Raw genomic sequence first — 22,982 nt, forward strand, 5'->3', positions numbered from 1 at the left:
GGTTACTTACCTATTTGTAGATGGATGAGTGGTCTCACTGTTTCGGCAAAGAATAATGAGGTTGACGATGCCGGCAACAAACTCAATCCATTTTTTCTTCCCGAATTATTTACAGCGAGAATTGCCATGTAATTTCTATTTTTATCGATCCATGGATAGAATCCATTGATTCCAATACTGTGCGAAATTAAATCACGGTCGCATTCTGCGGGTATATCCGTAATGGTACAAAATCGCCAGTTGCCAAGGCCATATTGCCAACGATACCCAAAGGCAGAAAATTGAGAGTATCCAATTTTTGCACCTTGGTACTGGTCTGCTAAAATTTCAGTCACAGAAGTTGTGGAAAGAAAATTGGCAATATTTCCCCCTGCTGCATTTTTTGCGGTCCCATTTGTAAGGAGTGCGTTGATCATTCTTGCATAATGTTCTGGAGAAATTGAAAGGCCATAGGCTCCAGACAGACTCCCATCTGTATCTTCCGCAGATCTAGTATTTCCTTTCCAAACCGCTTGGCTTGCATCCCATCCCAATGGAGTGAGAATGAGTTGCGTGAAAATGGTGTTCCATGTTTTTCCGCATGATACTTCTAACATACGTTGTGCGACTGCCATGTGATTGGAATTGTATTGGAACAAAGCGCCAGGTGTTCCGGTAGATAGATCTCGGATTTCATTGACACAAGTATCTTTTTGTGTACCGGAAGCACCGACTGGTAGTGTAGAAATACAAGTCGCTTGTCCTGAACCATTTCCACCTCCGGCATTCAATCCCGAGGTAAAAGATAATAACTGACGAAGCGTAATTGTTCCCTTTGTCCCAGTCCAACCAAGAATATCTCCCGTAGTCCTACTTAAAGATAAAGTACCACCGGTGGCACAGGTCCCAGTGGTCACTGAACCACAGTTTGCAAAAGTGCCACTATTGGTGTTACAATCTATGGCCCTCATAGCAGTAATTGCAGTTACCCATTTTGATCCAGAAGCAATCGGTCGATAAGTACTGTAATCTAAAACGGATTGTCTCGCATAAATTCTGTTACCTGACTGATCGAATACTTGGAAACTGGCACCTTCGTCCGTTGTTTTTGCGTATTGATCAAAACAACTATCGAGACTAAAACAGGATCCAAAAATTCCGGCAATAAGAACTGATTGAGTGTCCTTATCTGTTGACACAGGTTTTTGACAATTCACTAAAAAAGAAGAAACAAACATTACGAATATTATACAAATTTTTGATTTCATAGTTACCTCATTTAAAAGCGGATTGGTTCCAAAGTGATGATTTTTCCGGTGCGATCCAGGTCGCAGGAGGCAAATTCAGGTAACAATAATGCATCACGCGATACTCCCCCAACAGTCGTTAAACCATCATATATAGAACCCAAAACTAATGCACCTTTGGTACGAATATCTGATTCACACTGTAAAACAGAGGATTCCATAAAAAATTCTTCATCTTCAACTTTTGCAAGATACGAATATAGAATTTTTGCTAGAAAACCATTGATCAGGAGGAGAGGTGAGATGGGTCCTTGGCCACCTTTCATTCCAGATTGTGCTAACCAAAAGGAAGAAGCGGTAGTTTCCGCCTCAAAAATTGCTTCGGAAATCCTTTTTTTGGCCTCTGAACCTTTGATGGCACCATACGTTGGAACACCAATTGCTTCTGTGAGCATACAATTTGTCAGAAAGACAAAGAAAAGAATGGATAGAAAAATTTGTCTCATGAGAATTTTATCCTTAGTATAAAATGAAACGGTCTGTTAACTTTTCCTTTCACCACATGATTCGAATTCCAGAGCCAGAACTTATGGAAGAACCTACTCAAGTAGAGTCCTATGCCAATGCTGACTTCGAAACAGCTCATTCCTTCCTGATACGTAAATTTCAAGATAGACTTCCTCAAAGGTTTACTCCTGAATCCATTTTGGATTTAGGTTGTGGACCTGGAGATATGTCTTCTCGTTTGTATTCACAATTTCCGAATGGAAATTTTACGTTTTTAGATGGTTCTGAGTTCATGTTAGATCTTTGTAAGAAGCGTATGGGTACATTGGTTTCAAAAAAAAGAAACAAAAAAATTGAATTTAAAAAAGAACTCATTCAGGATTTTGTTCCTGAATCCCCGTATGATTTAGTATTTTCTAATTCCCTATTGCACCATTTGTATGATCCATTTGAATTTTGGGCTGCGGTGCAAAGGTCCATACAACCAGAAAGTTTTATCTTTATTTCTGATTTGATACGACCAGATTCACTTAACATTGCAAATCAACTAGTAGAGCGTTATGCGAATGATGAACCTGAAGTTTTGAAAAGAGATTTTTATAATAGTTTGCTTGCGGCTTATCGACTAGAAGAAGTAAAAGAAATGTTAGAGGTTGTAAGGCTTGATTCAAAATTGAATTTAGAAACAATCACCGATCGTCACTGGATTTGTTATTCCAAACCAAGGCATTGATCATCGTGAGATGCCCTGGTATTTGAAAACGATTGTTTTATAGGGAGGTTTTTACGATCTCAACTTAAATATTTTTTTTCAACTCTGACTTTATCCATATGACTGATTTTTAATTCGGTAGCTAAATCTTCCAAAAAACGAATTTCCTCTTGATTGAGTGACCCGTCGGAGGCAACAATACAGACAGCGTCTTCAAAAAAATTCAAAGCATACTCATCGTTGTCAGAAACAACCTTGGTAATAGTCTTCATAGGGAGTGGATTTTCAAAAGTTTTTGATAAGATATCTAAAACTTGTTTTTTTTGGGTTTGGAAGCCGCTGAGTAGGCAATCCGGTTCGAACAGTACGTTCACAAGTTCCCCAACAATTTCGCCTTCTTTCTTTTTGAACTGCCCATCAGCATGACAAGCATAGGACCATAAACTGAGAAGGACTTTGGCATATTCAATATGAAGGTCACTTTCGATATCCAAAGTCGATTGGATGGATTCTGGATGTCTCTTTTTGTTTCCCTTGACTTGTTTCAAATTTTGAACGATTTTCTTTGCCATAACAATCAGGAATTTTATTGCTTCGGATTCTCCCTTCAACTTCATTTTTTTACTCTTTTCTTGATTTTTCCCAAAAATGGGCTGAATTGGAACTTCGAATCAGGAAACTGGAATTAATCTATGTCGAAAAATATACTCGTTACAAGTGCGCTTCCCTATGCGAATGGTTCCATCCATTTAGGACATGTGTTAGAAGCGGTCCAAACAGATATCTGGGTACGTTTCCAAAAGTTAGTTGGGAACAATTGTTATTTTTTCTGTGCGGATGACACGCACGGAACTCCCATTATGATTGCCGCAAAAAAAGCAGGTAAAACTCCCGAAACCATGATCGAAGAAGTACAGAAGGAACATTATAAAGACCTAACTTCTTTTGGTGTTTCGTATGATAACTATTATACGACTAATTCTGAAGAAAACAAAAAATTCTCAGAATCAATTTATCTCACCTTAAAGAAAAAAGGACATATTGTTGCTCGTAACATTGAACAGTCGTATTGCGAACATGACAAAATGTTCCTTCCTGATAGATTCATTAAGGGAACTTGCCCCAAGTGTGGATCCAAAGACCAATATGGTGATTCTTGTGAAGTATGCGGGACTAGTTATTCTCCAAAAGATTTAAAAGATTCTTATTGTTCAATTTGTGGAACAACACCCGTACTCAAAGAATCCAAACATTTATTTTTTAAACTCCAAGACTTTCAATCCCAACTTCAAACATGGATCGAAGGTGAAAGCCGATTGAATGAAGGTGCACAGAAAAAATTGAAGGAATGGTTTACCTCTGGATTACAAGAATGGGATATCAGTCGTGATGGCCCATACTTTGGTTTTGCGATTCCTGAAGAAGAGAATAAATACTTTTATGTTTGGTTGGATGCACCGATCGGGTATATGGCATCCGCAATGAACTTTTTAAAAGATGAAAAGAAGTTCAATGAAATTTGGAAAGAAGGCAAAGGAGAAATTGTTCATTTTATTGGAAAAGACATTTTATATTTTCACGGACTTTTTTGGCCAGCGATGCTCATGGGATCCGATTACCAAACACCATCCCAACTCAATGTTCATGGATTTTTAACTGTCAATGGTGAGAAGATGTCCAAATCCAGAGGGACGTTTATCAATGCTTCTACTTTCGCAAAGTATTTAGATGCAGAACATTTCCGATTTTATCTCGCTTGCCGTTTGGGATCTGGAATGGAAGACGTAGATATTTCTTTCGATGATTTTGTATCTAGAGTCAATTCCGATCTTATTGGAAATCTTGTGAATCTAGTCTCTCGTGTGTCTACGTCTATCTTAGATAAAATGGATCGTAAACTAGGTAGTCTTTCTGCAGAAGGAAAATCATTAGTTTCGGAACTTTTATCCAAAGAAGGTGAAATTTGTGAGGCATATGAGTCGCGTAACTACTCAAAGGTGATGAGAGAAATCACAGGCCTTGGTGATAAAGTTAATAAATACGTAAACGATTATGCTCCATGGAATTTAATCAAAACGGATGTGGAAAAAGCAAGAGAGGTCGTGACTACTTCTCTCAATTGTGCAAAGATACTATTTACTTATTTAGCACCAGTCACTCCTAAAATTGTAAATTCGGTGGCTCAGCTTTTCCAAGTGGAAAATTTAAGTTTTTTAAATTTGAAAGGAACACTGGAAAATCAAGTCCTTGGGCCATACCAAATGTTATCAAAACGTGTAGAGGAAAAAAATATTTCACTTATGATTGAGGAAACAAAAGAGGCATTTCTCAAAGCAAATCCAGAGAAATCAAAATCTGAACCTGGTAAAACAGCTGCCACTCCAGCGGGTGCAACAACTGTTTCGGAAGATGGATTCATTACCATAGACGAACTTTCTAAAGTTGAACTTCGTGTGGGACAAATTATAGAAGCAAACCCTGTGGAAGGCGCCGACAAACTTTTGTTCGTAAAGGTAAATCTCGGAGAAAAAGGAATCAAAAACGTTTTTGCAGGTATCAAAGCGAGTTATACAGCAGAAGAGCTAGTAGGAAAAAAAGTTGTTGTGGTTGCTAATTTAAAACCAAGACAAATGAAATTTGGGTTATCAGAAGCTATGTTACTGGCATCAGGAAAAGAAAAAACTTTATCGTTATTTGTTCCGGATCGTGATGCAGCTCCAGGAGACCTTTTAAAATAATACAATGGCAACAAAGTCAGAACAAATCTTAAGAGAGAAGGAAATCGAAGGGATTAAATTTAGTCTCTATGGTAAAATTATCATATTTTCTCTCCTAACTATTGGAACTTTCTTTGTTGCCCAGACTTTATTTGAATTATTAACGATTGCATCAATTTCTTTAGCTTTAAATCTTATTCTTTATATTTTGTCCAAGTTTTTGAAACGAGGGAAGTATATTTCTTTTATTGGATTGTTTTGTGTATTGATCGATTTGTTTATCATTACTATCCTACCTTTCATTTGGTACAATGCAGTTGGTGGTGAGTCACAGGTACCAAGAACCTATTTAATCAAAACATATTTACATTTTATCATAGCAGCAACGTTAGTGATGAATGCCTTTAGCATCCAACCAATTTATCCAATGATTTATGCTTTGGGAGTTGTTATAAGCCAAGCGGGAATTCTAGTGTACGCACAACAGGATCCAAGGTTTGTCAGTACCGAAAGTTTTAAAGAAGCCTTTCTTGGTCCAGCGGCCCATGTAAATAATTACATCATGTCTATGGGCATCATCGGTGTTCTTGGATTTTTTTTGGCATACCTTACATATCGTGTTAGGCGAACAGTTCTTACTGCCGTCACAAATGAAATTAAAATGTCTCAACTTTCCAGGTATTTTTCGCCGAATGTAGCTAACCAAATGGGGCAAGCAGATGATGATTTTTTTAAACCGGGCGGGAAAGAATCAACAGTCGCCGTTTTATTTTGTGACATTGCTAATTTCACTCAAATTTCAGAAACCCTCGGACCTGAAAAAACAATGTCCTTACTCTCGGAATACCATAGTTTTATGTTGGATATCGTTTTTGGTCACAATGGAACTCTCGATAAATTTATTGGAGATGGAATGATGGTAACTTTCGGAACACCCATACCTAGCAGAGACGATGCCACCAATGCAATCAAAGCAGGTGTTGCCATGTTACAGGCCTTATCTCTTTGGAACGAAAAAAGAGAATCAAACGGCGAAAAACCTATATCCATTCGGATCGGGATTCACTATGGTCCAGTCATCGTCGGAAACGTAGGTGTGGAAAAACGTTTGGAATATACTGTCATTGGCGATACAGTCAATGCTGCCAGTAGACTGGAATCTTTAGGAAAAGAATTAAAACGAAATTTTCTTATTTCAAAAGAATTGTACGACCATATTTCACTAGAGTTTCGACAAAATTTAAAAATCAAATCGATGGGCATATTGTCTCTTCGTGGAAAAACTAAAACAACGGAAATTTTATCTCTGGAGACAAATTGATGATCCAACTTCCAAAAGAAAAAGAGATCACCATCATTTCGAAATCTTCTTTAAACTCAAATGAGGTAAGTTTGAAAGTGATGACTTCCGATCTCGCACAAGATTTTGTGAATCATTTTGATTTTACTAAAAAACAATTGTTTATTGATTGTGATGAAGATGCCTTATTGGAGATCAATCCAAGTTTATCAAATTTCAATAAACGTCTGTTATGGGAATCTGGATCTTTGAAATTTTCGGAAGAAGAATGGAAATTATTTCAAAAAACCATTCCGCCGCTTTCTCCGTTTCTTGCACAAGACCTCTCGGGAAAAGATTTGATGTTGGCTTGGGGGAAAAAGGAAAGTCTTTTGTCGGCAGTAGAATCCGGACTTGGTACTTACTATAGTCGTTCTAGAAAGGGAAAGTGGGTGAAAGGAGAAGAGTCGGGTCATCTTCAAAACCTAAATGCAATTTATGTACATACTAATCCTTTTTTTGTGCAATACATAACAAACCAAATCGGGGCAGCATGCCACACGGGATATTATTCTTGTTTTTTCCGAGAGTTAGGTGCGAATGATTCTGTTTCATTCGTCTATACAAGTAAAGTGGGAGCGTAGATTTGAATCGAATTGTCTTAATCGTCTTAGTTGTTGTATGCGTAATCTTTATAGTTTATAAATTAAAAACTTCGTTAGGTGGAAATCCTTCACTCGTTAAGGAAAAAATCGACGCTGGTGCTTTGGTTGTAGATGTAAGAACCGTTGCGGAATACCAATCTGGCCATTTCCCTGGTGCGATTAATATTCCCGTAGACCAAGTATCCAAACGTTTGGATGAGTTTGGCGATAAAAATAAATCGATCATAGTTTATTGTGCTTCTGGTGGTCGCAGCGGAAGTGCAAAATCGTTTTTGGAATCCATTGGTTATTCGGATGTAACAAACGCCGGTGGACTTTCCAATATGCCAAATCCTTAACTGGCAATACCAATGGTCATTGAATAGAAAAGGCAATTTGGTTTTATTTAGAAACCAAATTGGATTCCCTATTTGAAGAAACAAACTACATACGTTTTCGTTTCATATATAATTGTAAACCTGTCACAGCTTCTTTTCGGACTTTGTTACCGAGTGCCGGCCACCAACCGAGAAAATAACCGACAGGACCCATTGCCATTCCAAGCCACTTCCACATGGAAAAATGATCTTTGTGAGTGAAGATCTTTCCATCTTTAAAGGTAAAGTTAGCATGGATTTTGTTCTGAACCAATCTTCCAGTTTTACTAAAACTATAATCTGCTTCCCAATCTGCAGAACCTTGAGAGTCATCTGCTTTGATATTCGAAAATCGAATGGTTAGGTTTTGGCTTTTTTCGATTAACATAAGCCACATAGCTACAGCTTCTTTTCCTTTCAAATGACCAAAGGCAGGATCTTTGAATTCAATTTCGGGATGGTAAAGGGAAACCATTGTTTGGCCATCTTTGTTTTGGAAGGCCGTGTAAAACTTTTGAATTAACTCTTCATTTGCATTCATTGTGGAAAAGATTATGATTGATCAATCCAAGACTTAGCAAGAAAAAAAGTTATGAAACGAATTGTTCTCTTTGCTTTTGGAACCAGTTTTTTACTCATCGGACTTGTTGTTCTTTTTTTAGCTGTCGGTTATTTTCAAAATCCAAAATACCATTCAGAAACAAGTGAATGGTTAAAGGCTGAACCAGAAGATATTTGGGCATACATTACGGATGTTCGTGACCTACCCAATCGCAGAAAAGATGTGGTAGCGATTAAAATTTTAGAAACTAAGCCAGATGGTACGATTTCAAAATGGGAAGAAACACCAGAAATGGGCGGTTATATGATTTTTGAACTTCGTGAATCCATTCCCGATAAACTTTGGAAAATTGAACTAACGGATGCGAGTTTTAAAATGCGTGGGTCTTGGACGTATTCACTGGAAAGAAAAATTCCTGGAACAGTGGTTACAATTACGGAAGATTCAGAAATCACAAGTATTCCTGTAAGAGGGGCATATTTTCTGGCCGGTCGGGACGCTACTCTTCAAAAAGAGATGGAACTCATCCACAACCGGTTTAGCGGACGTTAGGGGAAAAGAGAGATTATTTTAATCCTTGGATCCATTCATCGATCCCTTTACAAATTTTTCGCACTGTCTCTCCATGAAAGATGATCCCAAGGTGGCCTTGTTCATAATAAGTGATCACCTTGTTTTCTGATTTCAGATCTTTTAATTCGGTTAAACTTTCTTCGGGAACAATTTTATCAACTGTACCAACTACACTATAAATTGGCATATTGAAGTTGTTTAAAAAGTTTTCCGTATAATTGATACGACCATCGTTTGACCAGAAGCTCCTTTCGTTAGAAATTTGGCTTTGGAAAAACTGCATAATTACGGAGACAGACTCTTCGCAAAACACATCTTCCATGAGAAAATACCATTCCGGAGGTGTGATTTCTTTATAACCCACAAAGTCTTTGATTGTCAAAACTTTGGTTCCAATATTATAACTAAAACTTCGTAAACTCGAATGTAAGTTCAAAATTAGTTTAAAGAATTTTTTTAAGTCAATGGTTTGGATCGTGGCTTGCATAGAAAAACTTGCCATACTCAAAATCATATCGGAAATCATTTTATGCGGAAGCATACTAAACCCACGTTTCAAAGTATCAAGTCCGATGAAGTTGGATTTTAAACTAATATAGTTTGGTGAAGTGATCGAAACAATTCCTGCAATGTATTCTTCAGGTTTTGGTAAATTAAACTCTTCTTTTAGTTCTTTGATTTTTTCATAAGAAGATACATAAAAACGAGGGATCATTCCTCCCATACTGTGACCAAGAACTACTGTTCTTTCACTTGGATAATGCCAACGGATCCAACGCAAAATTTCCGGAAAATCATCTTGGATGTAATTATCAACTGTCCATCCTTCTTTTTTTCCATGTTTTGGCATGGTTTGTCTGGACCTTCCCCTCATATCCATCAGGAAAACACGATAACCATATTTTAGAGCGAGTTCTTTGGCAAGTTTATCCATAACGGAACGTCTGCAAAAAAATCCAGGAATCAATAAAATATTTTTTCCTGTATTGTTTAATTTTTCAGGTGTAAAACTTTTTAAAGATACCGCATAACCATCAGTCGTCGGAATAATGAAGGATGCATCCATTCTGTATTCAATATTATACTGATGAGATTTAAAGATAATAGAAGTGACTGGTTCTTTTTGGTCTTTTGTGGTTGTGTAAAACAAATTCCTTGAATTGGAAACTGTATCTGCTTTTTCGATATTTTTTTGAGCAATGTAATGGTCATTTCCCGATTCCATTTCTTTTGCGACAACAAACTCGATCACATCAAACAAGGAATAAAGTTGGAGAGTGAGTGGACGAATTTTTTCCTCAGGGATTGGATCTTTCGTGATTCCCCAAAGGATACCAATTGGGTTTTCATTTACAAAGAGAGGAATCCCAATCGCATGGTTCATCGTTTCAGAAAGTAACACTTTTTTCTCAGGATGGATTTCTTCTTCTTTGAGGTTGATAAAAGTGACTTCTGGTCTCAGTCCTTTGTTAAAATCAATGATAGACTTTCGAATAAAACCGGCAGACTCGTTACGCGGATCAGCCAAATGGATGGGGCGCGATTTTTTGATATATTCTTCAATGCCTGGAATTCTTCTACGTTCTGCAATTTCCTTGAGTTTAAAGTGGGTGGCAGTGGCCACAATTTTCATTTCATCTTGGTCAATGACTTCAAAAATGGAAAAGTTAAAAATGGGATCGTCGTTGAAGTCAACAAGGGAAACCATTTTATTAGCGAAGGATTGCCAAATATTTTCCAAAAATTGAAACGTAGTTTTTGGAACCGGAAAAATAAAGATTTTGTCCGGGTTTACCATGAGGCTTTTATTGCTGTCTCTGGTAGAAATTTTGATCAAACGATCTTCCAACGAATTTTCTTCAAGTGCCATTTAGCATCCTTTCTATTTATGTGGCGATACGGTACGCTATAACTCTATTTTCGACTTTTCATATGCCTGTGAACTAAAAAATAAAGCTAATATGCAACAATCTGATTTCGAATCCATTTCAAGAGTATCCGTTCCCGAATTAGACTCAATTCTCGGAAAACCATTCCCAATTCTGGACGATGGGTTTGTCAGGCTCGTTGATTACATGGGTTCTGATGAATCCATCGTTCAGGCTGCACGCGTTTCGTACGGAAAAGGAACAAAAAAGGTAAATGAAGACCGCGGACTCATTCGTTATTTGATGCGCCACAGACATAGCACTCCCTTCGAAATGTGCGAACTAAAGCTACATGTCCGCGTTCCTATGGACACTTGGCGCCAATGGATTCGCCACCGTATGGCAAATGTCAATGAATACTCTACGCGTTACTCCGTAGCCATCGACTCGGCACAAACGACTCTTCCTGGAGAATGGCGAGTACAATCGGTAGGAAACAAACAAGGAAGTGATGGATATTTAGAATCATCCAAGGGTGACCACCTAACAAAAAGAGAAACTGAATTCCAAAAGTTTGCTACTGATATTTATAATGAAAGATTAGAAATGGGTGTGGCTCGCGAACAAGCAAGAAAAGATCTTCCTCTTGCTACTTATACAGAAGCTTATTGGAAAATAGACTTACATAATTTGTTACATTTTTTAGCTCTTCGTATGGATGACCATGCTCAGTTGGAAATCCGATTATTTGCAAAAACCATTGGCGAACAAATTGTTCAAAAATGGGTTCCAAATGCTTGGGAAGCCTTTGTTGATTATCGATTGAGTGCATTAAATCTTACAAAATACGATACACAAATCATCCAAGCACTCAATACCTCCGGTAAAGAAGGGGCCAAACAAAAGGCAATCGAACTAGGATTGTTAGATGAACAAGGTTCCACCGCTAAAAAAAGTCGTGAACGTGAGGAATTGGAGTACAAATTGAAAGATATGGGTTTTGCCATTCCTTGGTAAGACCTTGCTCATGTAAATTTATTGATAAAATTGATTGATAAATTCTATCAATATGGTTGTTAGAAGGATTATGAGCCTCAGAATCCTTCTAACCCTTTTTTCCATCCTGCTAACCAGCGTTTCCCTATCTGCGGAAGAATTTGCCGTGGCGACATTTACTCGTGGGAAGGTGAGTTTTCTTTCCTCCACTGACTCCTCCAAACTTTGGAAAACTCTCAAAGTCAATGATGTTCTGAAACCAGGGGATCGAATCAAAACAGGGAATGGATCCAAAGCGGACTTTTTCTACAAAGAAACAGAAATTCGAATCCAACCAAACTCTGATTTTACGCTAAAAGAATGGAATACTGAAAATAAAGTCGCAAAAGCCTATGTAGAAAAGGGCGCAGCTTGGTTTCGTGTCAGTAATTTTAAAAAAGGGAATTTTGAAGTTTCAACACCTACTACCACTGCCGGTGTTCGCGGAACAGCATTCGGTGTATTTTATGAAGAAAAAGAAAAGAAAGGATATACTTGCGTTTGTGAAGGTCTTGTCAATATCAACGGAACGGAATTTTCTAAAGGGTCAGGTGGTGCCTTAAAGGAAGGAGCAACTGAATTAGAAAAAAATGATTACAAGGATATAATTACCAAGGAAGGTGCTACCATTCAGTTTAGAGAAAAACGAAAAGAGATGCCGATGTTATCTCGCTGCCTTCCTTGTCACAAACCAGTGGGTTGGGAGGACAAATCTTTTACTCCGGACGAAACTTACGGTAAAAAGTGAATTTTTATTTCCGAGTAATTTTATTTTTATACTTCTTCACCTATCCAATCTTTGGTGAAGAAGTAATCACAACTAAAAAAGACGAACCAGATGCCTATTATGGATTAAAACTTGGTGCCATCTTAACACCCACTCTCTCCTACCGCATTCGAGACAATGCCTCGGGTAACACGGATCTATCTCCTTCTGATAAAGCTGGGTTTTCCCTTCCATGGACTATGGTTACCATTTCTAAAGAATGGGAGGATACCGGGATTAAAGCGGAATTTTGGGGAGAAATTCTTAGAAACGATGCATTAACAAATGATACCTTGGCGGGAACAGGAAATAAATCAAACCCGTATGTATTTTTAGTTAGGCGAGCAAATCTTGCTAAAACATTTGAATTGGGAAATACGAAACACCAAATTCAATTTGGAATGTTTGAACTTCCACATATGTTTTCTGTTTGGTCAGGAAATTACGATTGGCGTTATTTTGATAAATCACCGTTGGAGTCTATGGGTTTTGCTAAAGATCCTGTAGATCTAGGAATCAATTATATCCTTCGATGGAAATCCTTTTCTGTACAAACTGCTGTCGTCAATGGCGAAGGGTATAGGAATACACAAAATACAAATAATACGGGATATGATGTGATTGGAAAACTAGGATGGGAACCCACCTGGTCTGAAAATTTAAAAACTGGCCTCCATGTTTTAGGTAGGGCATCAAATGCTTTTGGTTATGCGAGTGATGAATGTCGCGAAGGAAAAACCAGTTGTCTCGCAAGTGATGGAAATCCGGCCACAAGAAAGCAAGGAAGTGTTTCCCTGAACCAAGAGCAAGTGATTGCTGTCGAATCCCATTTGCTATGGAAAGACACTCTCAATTTAGGGCTTGGAGGAATGGTAAAAAAACAACTAGGTGGGGAAATCGTAGATAAGTCAGCACCTTACCAACCTGCAACCAAAGTGGCAGAATTCACAGGACGCGGGGCTTACCTTTGGGCAGGTATTGGCAATGGAACTGTTCGCCTTGTCATGCGTGGTGAAATTGCGACAGGTGGACCTTCCCCTGGATTAAGAGCCACAGAAACAGTTGAGCGGGAACCTTGGTTACGATTCAAACCAGGGACTACTGACCCTCTTTATTCTGACCAGTCTTACTATATCACAAGACAAATCTTTGGAGAATGGTTTATGACCCCTTCGGCTCGGTTAGCATTAGGATATACGGAAGTGCGTTCGTATGATTCTAAAGGAGAACCAAATAAATGGTATGTAGACAGTACCGGGGAGGCATCAAATCGTGTCGAATATATAGAACAGTTTTCAAAACCGGTAGCGCATCCTATCTCTGAGTACGGAAGATTGGATCGGAGTATTGTTTTGAAAGCCACAGCCACGTTCTAAGAATGAGAGTATGGTATCTGAAATCCAAACCTTTATAGAATCGCAATTGTCTTCTGGTTCCTTTTCCGTTTATAGTTTTTTCTTTTTAGCACTAGGTGGGCTATTGGCAGGCCTTTTGCCTTGTGTCTATCCATTGTATCCTATTACAGCAGGAATTTTAAAATCGCGAGTTTCAAAACACAAATGGTCACACCCTTTTGTTTATTATCTGGGTCTTGCATTCATGTATGCTGTTTTTGGACTCGTTGCCGGACTGAGCGGGGGTGCATTCAATTCCTTTTTACGATATCCTGAAACACAAGTTTTCCTTTCTATTTTGTTATTTGTTTTGGGTCTTAGTGTTGCTGAGTTTTTATACTTTCCTTTTTTTGCAGGTGACTTAAGAAATTCAGCAAATGTAAGTTATGCGAATACATTTTTTTTAGGACTTGGTGCAGGACTTCTTTCCTCTCCTTGTGTGGGTCCGGTTGTCGTATCGATACTTGTCCAACTCATAGCTTACCAAACAGAAGGGATAAGTTTATTTCCCATTCTTTTTACTTCTCTAAAGATGTTTGTATTTGGTTTGGGACTTGGGATTCCTTTTTTACTGATCGGTGTATTTGGTTTTGCCTTACCAAAATCGGGAAAGTGGATGAAAGCCGTCCAATGGATACTTGCTTTGATGATTCTTTATTTTTCTTTTACTTATCTAGAAAAAGCCTTTGTTCTTTGGGGATTTGATTCTGCACTTTCAATAAAAGTATTTTTCACTTGGACTTTGACTTTGGTATTTCTCTATTTACAAAAGAAAGAAGGTCTTCCCCACGAAAAAATGAAATTAGCACTTTTACAAATGGGTGCCTTTACTTCGCTGATCATTCTTATTTTGCTTTTACAATCCGCTCTTTGGAAACTGGAACCGGGATCTTCGCATTTAAGAACAAACTTAGAGCCAATAGAATTTCATGGAAATTTAGAATGGCACCGTGCAGACTCGGAAGTTTACAGAATCGCAAAGGAAACCGGAAAACCGATATTTATCGATTTTTATGCAGATTGGTGTACCAATTGTAAAGAGTTTCAAAAACTTACACTCACCCATAAAGAGTGGAATCAAACATTTAAAAACAAGGCCATACTTTGGAAAGTATACGATACAGATCCTATTTTTGAAGAGTTTGCAAACAATCCCAATTATCCAGAATTAAAAATAGGATTGCCTTTCTTTTTAATATTAGATTCTGAAGGAAAGATGATTTATAAATCGAATGATTATTTAGATACCAAAGGAATGATCGAGACAATTCGGAAACTGAGGTAAAACGAACTGACCTTGACTTGGTCAGTTCGCATAATAAATGTTTAGCGAGGAAGATTGTTGAGAGTGGCTAAGTATTCACTGGCTATTTCTTTAACAATGTCACCAGCAGGTTTCACTTCATGGATTTGTGCTACACCTTGGCCCGCAGACCAAATATCTCTCCAACGTTTGTACTCTTGTTCTGCTGCTTGTTCTCCACCGGCATGACCAGCGGCAATTTTTTTAGGACCGTCTTCTAAAACATCAGGAGACCGTTCTACTGATTTTGCTAACCAGTTAGCAGGGATTCCTGAAATTTTTTCGGTATAGATGATTTCATCAGGACTTGAATCAATTAACATTTGTTTGTATTCGTTTTGTGCTTTTGATTCTGGAGTTGCAATAAATCGAGTTCCGATATAAACTGCGTCAGCTCCTAAAGACAACGCTGCGGCCATTTGTGAACCAGTAGAAATGGCACCTGCCGCAATTACTGGCAAACCAACTTCTTTTTTTAAGTAAGGAATTAATGCAAAAGGTGTGATGGCACCAGCATGCCCGCCGGCTCCTTGAGAAACTGCGATGAGAGCGTCTGCTCCTGATTTTGCGACTATATTCGCATGTTTGAGAGTGGTAACATCGCAAAACAAAGTTGATCCATTGGCTTTGATTTCTTTGGCGATGGTTCTTGGAGTTCCTAAACTTGTAATGATTAACTCTACTTTTAAATCCATAACTACTTCGAATTGTTTTGCCCAATTCGGATTATGTTCTTTGTGTAGGATCAAATTGACACCAATAGGTTTTTTAGTTTTGGATCTGATTTCTAAGATTCCTTCACGTAACTGTTCTGGTGTTCGGTAATTTAATGATGGGAAACATCCAATCCCACCAGCTTCCGAAACTGCCACCACTAACTCCGGATAGGAGACAAGGAACATTGGGGCTGCAATGATTGGCAGATCAATTTTTAGCATTTCACTGATTTTTGTTTTGATTTTCATAATTCTCCTGTTATACGATTATGGTTGGGTCGGTTTTGGAATTAGATTCGGTAGTTCGGAGGAATACCTTCCGGAACGGGGAATACAACTCATAGCAAATCCTTGGATGATGAAACAGATAGAATCCTTAGAGATACATTTTAGGGATTTCTGATAATCTTGTCCGTCGATTTCTGTTGCTATGGAATAACATTCCATTTTGTCTTCCACGAATAGTTCTTGGGCAGTTTTCTCTTCTTGGGCCACAAGAGTGGAAAGAGACAATAATAGAAAGGAGAGTAGATAAAAAAATGATAGGAATCGATTGCGATTCATTGAACGTATCCTGCTTGATCCTATAGGAATTAAATTTTGAAAGAAGTCAAATCATATAAATCGATTCATACTTTCTTAAAGTTTGTTCTTTATTTCGGGATTTTGATCCAGTTATTTGGATGTTTGGATTTGCAATCGGAAGTTACTCCCGACCGGCAATTCCAACAGTCGATTTATCTTTTAGACCGGTATTACTATTGGTCAACAGAGGAAATAAAAGACCCTTCTTCTATTCCAAACGATGATTGGCAAAAAATGGAACCAAATCAATTAGGATTTGATTCATTAAAGAACCAGTACCTTTATGTAAAATTTAGCGATCAGTTTGTAAGACAACTCAAAAGTCCAGTTCTTTATGTTGAAATTGCTTTAGAACAATTTAAACTTTACCAAGGATACGAATTAGTTTTTGAATCCAAACTGCAAGATCATTTTTTTCCTTACATAATTCCATTAAACCAAAACCCTTCCGGTTCTCTCATCATTCAATTTCAATCTAGGTATCGTGGTTATATTGGAATGGATCGAAAAGTGTTTTTCAAAGATCATTCGATGGCATTGGTTGATTTGTTTTTAGAAAATTTTTCTGAAACTTTTTTTGCTCCTGTTTTACTTGTTTTATCAATTATATTTCTTGGATTTTATTTTCTGCGAAAAAGAGAAATTATATTTCTGAATTTTTCGATTCTATTATTTTCAGCATCACTTCTAGAAGCTCTAAATGGTTTTGTTGGATTTTCATTGAGTCAGTTTTCGTATATTGTGACTCCCCTAACATATATTAATTTTGCATTTTTTCCATTTGCACTTTTGCTTTTTTTGATCGGAATCTTTCCTCCCTTCTTTAGAAATTTATTTAAGATACTAGCTTTCCTTCATATAGTTGCCTTTTTTCTTTCGATTATTAAAAATTATGAAAACGGAATCTCATTTCTTAATAGCGAAGATGATTATAATTGGGTGATTGTATTAGAAGCGATTGTTGCAATTTTTGCTTCAATTTATGTATTAATCAAAGGGAATAAAAACTTACAGACTATTACTTCCGGTTTATTGGTCATTGTTTTCGCTGGTCTGCATGACATTTTAGTAGATCTTGAATGGTTTGGTTATCGACAAAGAGTAATCCATTATGGTTTTTTTATGATGTTGATGCTTTTTGGATTTTATGTATTCAAACATTATTGGCAACTTCTACATTCAATCAACCGTATGAATGCAGAACTACGTACAAAAAACAAAGAACTTCAGAGGTTAATTCAAATTGATAAAGATTTAGCTTTGGCTCATGCGCTCCAAAAATCTTTATTATCTTCTAAATATAATGAAGATGATAAAATTCGAATCATTGGATTTTCGCAAAACTTAGAATCGGTGGGTGGTGATTACTTTGATCATACAAAAGATAGTATGGGAAATTGGGCCATTCTTATGGCAGATGTATCTGGACATGGGATTTCATCGGCGATGGTAGCTGCCATGTCCAAGATGGCCTTTGTAGGTGCCGGACCCTATTTACAGTTTCCTTCTCGTGTGTTTCATCTAATGAACAGACATTTAGTGGGTAAAACCAAAAATCTTTTTATAACGGCCTCTTATGTGTTTATTGATACGGAATCTTATTCGGCTACTTTCAGTAATGCGGGCCATCCCGGTTTTTTTCTCATTCGAAATTCAGAATCAGAAGTCATTCATTTAAATGTAAAAGGAAAACCTTTGGGTTTGTTCTCTCAAATCCCTTATGCAGAAGATACGGTGAAACTCTATCCAGGTGATAAGATTTTATTATACACAGATGGAATTTTTGATTTGTTAAATGAGGCAGGTGACAGCTTCGGTGAAGAGAGACTCAAATCATTGTTATGGGACAATCGGTACCAAAAATTTCAGGAACTCGCAACAATTGTGCAAGACTCTCTCTTTCGGTTTTCTTCAGGTTGGAAATACCAGATGGACGATTTAAGTTTTTTATTATTAGAAATTAAATAAAATGATTCTCTCGTTTCAAAACTTTAAACCAACAATATTATGTCTTTCATTTGAAACCAAAATCCAATTAGCTTCCTACTAAAAATTATAATTCTGGATTGATGATAAAGCGAATAGGGTTACCTTTTTTTTCTTCTAGAGCATGTAAAAATTCATTGGTTTCTTCTAATTTATGAACTCCACTAATGGACTTAGTAAGATTTAATTTTTTATCTTTATAGAGTTGTATGAGTTCGGGGATTGCCCGTCTGTCCGACCCATAAGAACCTGTGATACGTATCTGCCTTTCAATTAGAAAAAAAGGCATAGGAATTTCTAATTTGTTTCTGCCAATTCCTACAAGTACAATCCTTCCGCCACGATTCATCGCACGAACCGAATTTTCGATATTTGGCATAAATCCGGAAAAGTCGCATAACAAATCTATGCCGCCTGATTTTTCCTTTAAAACCTTCCCCACCTGGATGTTTTTTTCAACTAATATGAGTTCGTCGGCCCCATAGGCTTTTGCATTTTCTAAAGATCCGCTATCGATATCAACTGCGAAAATACGGCCAGCACCCAAAGCTTTGGCAATGGCAACGGCATGGATTCCTAGTCCTCCACATCCAATGATGGCTACTGTGTCTCCTGGTTTGATTTCCCCTTGGTATTTGACGGCATGGTAAGGGGTAGAGACGGCATCAGCCAAAATAGCTCCCTCTGCAAATGGTATTTCGTCTGGCAAGTTGTGAAGGTAACGTTCTTCAATTTGTAAATACTCAGCAAAACCACCACGTTGGTTAAATCCAAGTACTCCAATTTCTTCACAAAGGTTTTCTCTTCCCACCAAACAGTGCTTACATTTTCCACAAGAAGTCCCGGCACTGACAACAACCCGATCCCCCTTTTTGAATTTGGTGACCTGTTCTCCTACATCTTCCACAACTCCAGATGTTTCATGCCCAGGAACACAAGGCGTATAGGTTGCCTTCATTTTTCCATGTAGGACTAGGTGGATGTCTGAACCACAAATTCCGCAGGCTTTGACTTTGATTTTTACTTGGTTAGGGAGAAGGGAAGGTAGATCCAATTCTTGGATTTCAAGAGTTCTTGAGCCTTGCGGGAGTACTGCAGCTTTCATTGAAAGATTCCATCTAACTCCGTCAACATATCGCTTGCATCCGTTTCATTTAATTGTTCTAACGTTAATTCGATTGTATCAGTGAGGTAATATTTATAATTTTTATAAGAAACTAAAAATTCTTTTAGTTTTTCCTTTTCATCATCGGAAAGTCTGTTTTCCAAATTGAGTTTGCATAAAGCAAGTACACCGAAGGCAGATTTTAATTCATCAGAGTTGGAAGCAATGGTAAATAACTCTTTTACATCTAACTCAGCAAAAGTCGGGAGCAAATCTGAAATCAGTTCCATCGCTCCAATGGGAATGGCTCGGTCGAGTGATTTGACATAATTCAGTAGTACTCGGTAACTTTTGGAATCTCCTACATAAGATAGAAGATAAACCATACCAGAGAGTAAAGATTTATGGTATCCCCAACTCAGTCGACCCGAGTCGGCTTCCCGTATGATTTGGTAAATCAAAGTCCAGATGTTTTTATCTCCATCTGCGGCCAGTTTCATCAAATCCAAAAGACGTGATTCCCAGACTGGTTGGTCCATTTCTGATTTAAGGAGGTCGATGGCTTCCAGAGGGGAAGTTGGTAGTGATCCTAACTTTTGCAAAGGTTCTTCTCCGACATAATACTAGAATATGAGACGTATATGTCTTTTCTTTTTTATCATGCTAATGTTTTCTGCGTACGACCGAAACTATTTGCATAGATGAAACGTTTTTCGGTCATAGTAATGCTCTTTCTGACTGCAATTGGAGAGATGACACCGGATCAGTCCAGTTCCAAAGCGACTCAGTTAATTCGTGTTAGCTACGGACTTAAGGACAACTACGAGTTTCTGCGCATTCTAAATTCGACAATTAGCAATCGTGGTACCGAAGATCAAAAAAAATACTTCAAACGTTGCGTACAACACCATATCGAATCAGAAATTCTTCATTTGCAAATGGATTTGGGTCGTTCCTACTCTGAACTCAGAAGGACACAAGGGTTACTCATCCAACTTTATATTCTCGTTTTAGAAGATGAAATTGAAGAATTGGAAGTTGAATTAGGTAGGCTAGCAAGACTTGCAAACGGAAAAGAAAAAACAGAAACTAAGTTATATTTGCGGTTGGGATATCGTGAAATCGCTGTAGCAAAACAAAAACTACTAGTAGGAAAGAACATTCGGCCTTATTTATATTTAATGAAACTACAAGAGTTGGCTTATTCATTAAAATCGCTCAAACAAGCAGAAAAGTACATAGTTATGCTAGGTTTGTTACATGATTCAATTGATGAATTTGATAAAGAAACCCGAACTTTCGCAGATATGGTTCATGAGGTAAACAGAATCATGTTTAATGATCGTGAAAAATACTTGCGATTGTTATATGATAGTCATTTTGATTCCTATGGTTCTTTGGATTATTACGAATTGATTTGGAAACAACCTGATCTTCACGAATTGGCAGCAGGAATTCCTGGCTTTGATCCTGCATACGTAAGAAACCCAGAAGAAGCTGTTCCGCCCACATTTAAATAGTTATGCGATCATTTATTTGGGAATTTCCCCTCACTGCCGGATTTTCATTATTTCTTTTTTTACTGTATCCTACTGTTTCTATTTTTTTCCCTGATTTGATTCCTGTTTATTTTATAGCAACACCAGGAGAATTAGAACCGATCAATTGGATTTTATCCACTTTCTTTCACGGATCGGGTGCCCATCTTCTATCAAATCTTTTTTTTCTGTTGTTACTAGGGAGAGTTGTAGAGAACAGGGTTGGCAAGGAAAAGTGGTTGTTATTTTATTTTATGGCTGGCATATTATCAGTATTAGGTGATGGAATTGTAAGAGGTTTGATTTTCGGAGATAGAACTCCCATCGTTGGGGCAAGTGGTGCCATTTCGGGTCTGGCATCTGCTGCAACTTTCTTATCACCCTTTCGTTTTCCTATTTCTAAAAAAAAATCCATTCCTTTTCCCGTTTTCCTATTTGGTTGGATGATGGTGTATTCTGATGTAACCAATTTATTTGCTCGTGACCAAGTGGCACATTGGGCCCATCTAGGTGGTTTTTTTTCGGTCTTTGTTTCGAGTTACTTACTTGGTGACAAAGAAAGACGTGAAATAAGACAGGGCTTTCTTCTCAACTTTACCTTTTTTACATTGACTATCATTCTTCTATTTTTTATCAACAATAGGTAATGAACTTAAAATTTCGAGCGAAGGATTACAAATCCGATGACTCGTTTGAATCAGCAGAATACGAGTATTTTGGCAATGAAACAGAAGGTTGGGAAATCAAACGAAATGGCCAACCTTATCTTCATTTAGGACCTGGTTACATTCCACTCAAAACAATCTCCTGTGGTGTTTGTTCTACAGACATAGACCGACGTTTTTTACCTTTCCCTCTCCCACAAATCATCGGACATGAAGTTCTAGCTGAAGGGCTTGGTGATAACCAAGGCAAACAATTTGTAGTCGAAATCAACGATACTTATGAGGCCCGAGGAGATAAAGACTTAGACCTTTTTTGTAAAGAAGGTATTCCTACCCATTCCCCTGAAAGGAGGGTCCTCGGAATCGACAGGCTCCCCGGAGGATTTGGTCCTTATATTTTAGCACCAATTCATGCTGCTATTTCCTTGGAAGGAGTTTCTCCCAAAGCAGCCGTTCTTATGGAACCATTTGCAGCGGCCCTCCAAGCAATCCTAGCCTCTCCTCCTAAATCTGGAGACCACGTAGCTGTTCTTGGACCTCGCCGTTTAGGTAGCCTAATTTTAGCAGCATTGGCCTCTTATCGAAAAACAAATCAATCTAATTTTCGCATAACGGCGATTACAAGGCACGACCATTTGGTTACTTTATCCAAAGCGATGGGAGCCGATGAGGTAATTGATCTTCGTAAAACAGAGCTTAGTGCCATAAAAGATAAGTTTGATATTGTTTATGATACAACTTCCACAACTTCTGGCTTTGAATCTGCTTTAGAAATTGCTAAACGGGAAGTTCACCTCAAAACCACGAATGGCCAAGTGATGGCTGGAATTGCTCATTTAACAGAACTCGTCGTAGATGAACTTTCAATTCTTCCGTATTCAGAAGAGAATATTTCATTTCATTGGAAAAAGGAAAATCGTAAAAACCAAAACGTATTTGTTTTTAACGGAGTTTCTAAAGTCATTAAAGAGAATTTAGAAAAACAATTTAAAGTATTCGAAGGTAGTTCATCAGATGCTGAGAGTATTTTAAATTCTGATACTTTTTTAAATCATTTGCCTCGATTTGATTTAGTAGTGGTATCTAATCCAGAAGAATTAAGTTTAGCGATTCGACCAAATCCTAAACATGAAAATTCTTTGGTTCGTCCACGTGGGGCCATCCTCGTTGATACTACAAGTATGGATCAATGGTCAGATGATGCTCGTTTGGTGGCCAATTTTTTTGTCAAACAAAAGGAAATTCATAGTTCGCGTTGTGGAGATTTTCATATGGCAATTTCACTTTTACGTGATAATCCGGAAATCACCTATGCTTTGGAAACCAATTTGATATCGCATCGTTTTTCTTCAGACCAATTGGAAGAGGCATATGCTACTGCCAAAGATCCTTCAAGTGTGAAGGTAGTGGTTGATTTTAAATAG

23 protein-coding genes are annotated in these 22,982 nt (G+C 37.8%); 14 read left to right on the top strand and 9 right to left on the bottom strand.

Features of this window, described 5'->3' with window-relative positions:
• Positions 1–2 precede the first annotated feature (2 nt).
• Together CH364_RS10240 and CH364_RS10245 are read right to left on the bottom strand one after the other, a co-directional pair.
• Entirely contained in the window at positions 3–1,247 is a 1,245-nt protein-coding gene (locus CH364_RS10240) for a serine hydrolase domain-containing protein (RefSeq protein WP_100743815.1), read from the bottom strand.
• Positions 1,248–1,258: 11 nt separating this feature from the next.
• A complete protein-coding gene (locus tag CH364_RS10245) occupies positions 1,259–1,732 on the bottom strand; it encodes a TIGR04452 family lipoprotein (protein WP_100743816.1) in 474 nt (157 codons plus the stop codon).
• Between the two features lie 23 nt (positions 1,733–1,755).
• Between CH364_RS10245 and CH364_RS10250 the strand changes: the two genes are divergently transcribed.
• Positions 1,756–2,466, top strand: coding sequence for a class I SAM-dependent methyltransferase (locus tag CH364_RS10250; protein ID WP_207762260.1), 711 nt, complete (start codon positions 1,756–1,758; stop codon positions 2,464–2,466).
• 59 nt (positions 2,467–2,525) lie between these two features.
• Here the strand turns inward: CH364_RS10250 and CH364_RS10255 are convergent, their stop codons facing one another.
• On the bottom strand, positions 2,526–3,017 hold the full coding sequence (locus CH364_RS10255; protein WP_423790178.1) for a TerB family tellurite resistance protein: 492 nt from the start codon (positions 3,015–3,017) through the stop codon (positions 2,526–2,528).
• Between the two features lie 120 nt (positions 3,018–3,137).
• Here CH364_RS10255 and metG point away from each other — a divergent pair, with 120 nt between their 5' ends.
• From metG to CH364_RS10275, 4 genes are read left to right on the top strand one after another with little or no spacing between them, the layout of a single operon-like run.
• Positions 3,138–5,183, top strand: coding sequence for a methionine--tRNA ligase (gene metG, locus CH364_RS10260; protein WP_100743818.1), 2,046 nt, complete (start codon positions 3,138–3,140; stop codon positions 5,181–5,183).
• Between the two features lie 4 nt (positions 5,184–5,187).
• On the top strand, positions 5,188–6,483 hold the full coding sequence (locus CH364_RS10265; protein WP_100743819.1) for an adenylate/guanylate cyclase domain-containing protein: 1,296 nt from the start codon (positions 5,188–5,190) through the stop codon (positions 6,481–6,483).
• Positions 6,483–7,085 carry a phosphoribosyl-AMP cyclohydrolase gene (locus CH364_RS10270; protein WP_100743820.1) on the top strand — a complete coding sequence of 201 codons (603 nt, stop codon included), beginning with the start codon at positions 6,483–6,485 and terminating at the stop codon, positions 7,083–7,085. Before CH364_RS10265 ends, CH364_RS10270 begins: the two co-directional genes overlap by 1 nt.
• A gap of 2 nt (positions 7,086–7,087) precedes the next feature.
• A complete protein-coding gene (locus tag CH364_RS10275) occupies positions 7,088–7,444 on the top strand; it encodes a rhodanese-like domain-containing protein (protein ID WP_100743821.1) in 357 nt (118 codons plus the stop codon).
• An 85-nt stretch (positions 7,445–7,529) separates the two neighbouring features.
• Here the strand turns inward: CH364_RS10275 and CH364_RS10280 are convergent, their stop codons facing one another.
• Positions 7,530–8,003, bottom strand: coding sequence for a nuclear transport factor 2 family protein (locus tag CH364_RS10280; protein WP_100743822.1), 474 nt, complete (start codon positions 8,001–8,003; stop codon positions 7,530–7,532).
• A 51-nt stretch (positions 8,004–8,054) separates the two neighbouring features.
• Between CH364_RS10280 and CH364_RS10285 the strand changes: the two genes are divergently transcribed.
• Positions 8,055–8,576 (top strand): SRPBCC family protein, encoded by a 522-nt coding sequence (locus CH364_RS10285; RefSeq protein WP_100743823.1) that lies wholly within the window; start codon positions 8,055–8,057, stop codon positions 8,574–8,576.
• 13 nt (positions 8,577–8,589) lie between these two features.
• Here the strand turns inward: CH364_RS10285 and CH364_RS10290 are convergent, their stop codons facing one another.
• The gene (locus CH364_RS10290) at positions 8,590–10,467 is read right to left on the bottom strand and encodes an alpha/beta fold hydrolase (RefSeq protein ID WP_100743824.1); all 1,878 of its coding nucleotides are present in this window, start codon (positions 10,465–10,467) and stop codon (positions 8,590–8,592) included.
• 91 nt (positions 10,468–10,558) lie between these two features.
• On the opposite strand from CH364_RS10290, the gene thyX reads away from it, so the two are divergent.
• The 4 genes from thyX to CH364_RS10310 are packed head-to-tail and all read left to right on the top strand — an operon-like array spanning position 10,559 to position 14,945.
• Positions 10,559–11,482, top strand: coding sequence for an FAD-dependent thymidylate synthase (gene thyX / locus CH364_RS10295; RefSeq protein ID WP_100743825.1), 924 nt, complete (start codon positions 10,559–10,561; stop codon positions 11,480–11,482).
• Between the two features lie 52 nt (positions 11,483–11,534).
• The gene (locus tag CH364_RS10300; protein ID WP_100743826.1) at positions 11,535–12,248 is read left to right on the top strand and encodes a FecR family protein; all 714 of its coding nucleotides are present in this window, start codon (positions 11,535–11,537) and stop codon (positions 12,246–12,248) included.
• Positions 12,245–13,642 carry a hypothetical protein gene (locus tag CH364_RS10305; protein ID WP_100743827.1) on the top strand — a complete coding sequence of 466 codons (1,398 nt, stop codon included), beginning with the start codon at positions 12,245–12,247 and terminating at the stop codon, positions 13,640–13,642. The genes CH364_RS10300 and CH364_RS10305 overlap by 4 nt, the downstream gene beginning before the upstream one ends.
• Before the next feature lie 10 nt (positions 13,643–13,652).
• Positions 13,653–14,945 carry a protein-disulfide reductase DsbD family protein gene (locus CH364_RS10310; protein ID WP_100743828.1) on the top strand — a complete coding sequence of 431 codons (1,293 nt, stop codon included), beginning with the start codon at positions 13,653–13,655 and terminating at the stop codon, positions 14,943–14,945.
• A 41-nt stretch (positions 14,946–14,986) separates the two neighbouring features.
• On the opposite strand, the gene CH364_RS10315 is transcribed toward CH364_RS10310, so the two are convergent.
• Both CH364_RS10315 and CH364_RS10320 read right to left on the bottom strand, forming a co-directional pair.
• On the bottom strand, positions 14,987–15,928 hold the full coding sequence (locus CH364_RS10315; protein WP_100743829.1) for an NAD(P)H-dependent flavin oxidoreductase: 942 nt from the start codon (positions 15,926–15,928) through the stop codon (positions 14,987–14,989).
• Between the two features lie 18 nt (positions 15,929–15,946).
• Complete coding sequence (locus CH364_RS10320; protein WP_100743830.1) at positions 15,947–16,243, bottom strand: hypothetical protein; 297 nt, start codon at positions 16,241–16,243, stop codon at positions 15,947–15,949.
• A gap of 36 nt (positions 16,244–16,279) precedes the next feature.
• Here CH364_RS10320 and CH364_RS10325 point away from each other — a divergent pair, with 36 nt between their 5' ends.
• Entirely contained in the window at positions 16,280–18,232 is a 1,953-nt protein-coding gene (locus CH364_RS10325; protein WP_100743831.1) for a PP2C family protein-serine/threonine phosphatase, read from the top strand.
• Between the two features lie 85 nt (positions 18,233–18,317).
• On the opposite strand, the gene CH364_RS10330 is transcribed toward CH364_RS10325, so the two are convergent.
• Together CH364_RS10330 and CH364_RS10335 are read right to left on the bottom strand one after the other, a co-directional pair.
• Positions 18,318–19,355 (bottom strand): zinc-binding dehydrogenase, encoded by a 1,038-nt coding sequence (locus CH364_RS10330; protein WP_100743832.1) that lies wholly within the window; start codon positions 19,353–19,355, stop codon positions 18,318–18,320.
• The gene (locus CH364_RS10335) at positions 19,352–19,957 is read right to left on the bottom strand and encodes a hypothetical protein (RefSeq protein ID WP_100743833.1); all 606 of its coding nucleotides are present in this window, start codon (positions 19,955–19,957) and stop codon (positions 19,352–19,354) included. The genes CH364_RS10330 and CH364_RS10335 overlap by 4 nt, the downstream gene beginning before the upstream one ends.
• A 99-nt stretch (positions 19,958–20,056) precedes the next feature.
• Here CH364_RS10335 and CH364_RS10340 point away from each other — a divergent pair, with 99 nt between their 5' ends.
• The 3 genes from CH364_RS10340 to CH364_RS10350 are packed head-to-tail and all read left to right on the top strand — an operon-like array spanning position 20,057 to position 22,982.
• Entirely contained in the window at positions 20,057–20,875 is an 819-nt protein-coding gene (locus CH364_RS10340; RefSeq protein WP_165779506.1) for an adhesin OmpL37 family surface protein, read from the top strand.
• A gap of 2 nt (positions 20,876–20,877) precedes the next feature.
• The gene (locus CH364_RS10345) at positions 20,878–21,540 is read left to right on the top strand and encodes a rhomboid family intramembrane serine protease (RefSeq protein ID WP_100743835.1); all 663 of its coding nucleotides are present in this window, start codon (positions 20,878–20,880) and stop codon (positions 21,538–21,540) included.
• Positions 21,540–22,982, top strand: a complete 1,443-nt coding sequence (locus CH364_RS10350; protein WP_100743836.1) for an MDR/zinc-dependent alcohol dehydrogenase-like family protein — start codon at positions 21,540–21,542, stop codon at positions 22,980–22,982. Before CH364_RS10345 ends, CH364_RS10350 begins: the two co-directional genes overlap by 1 nt.

It is taken from the genome of Leptospira harrisiae (genome assembly GCF_002811945.1).
Lineage (GTDB): Bacteria > Spirochaetota > Leptospiria > Leptospirales > Leptospiraceae > Leptospira_A > Leptospira_A harrisiae.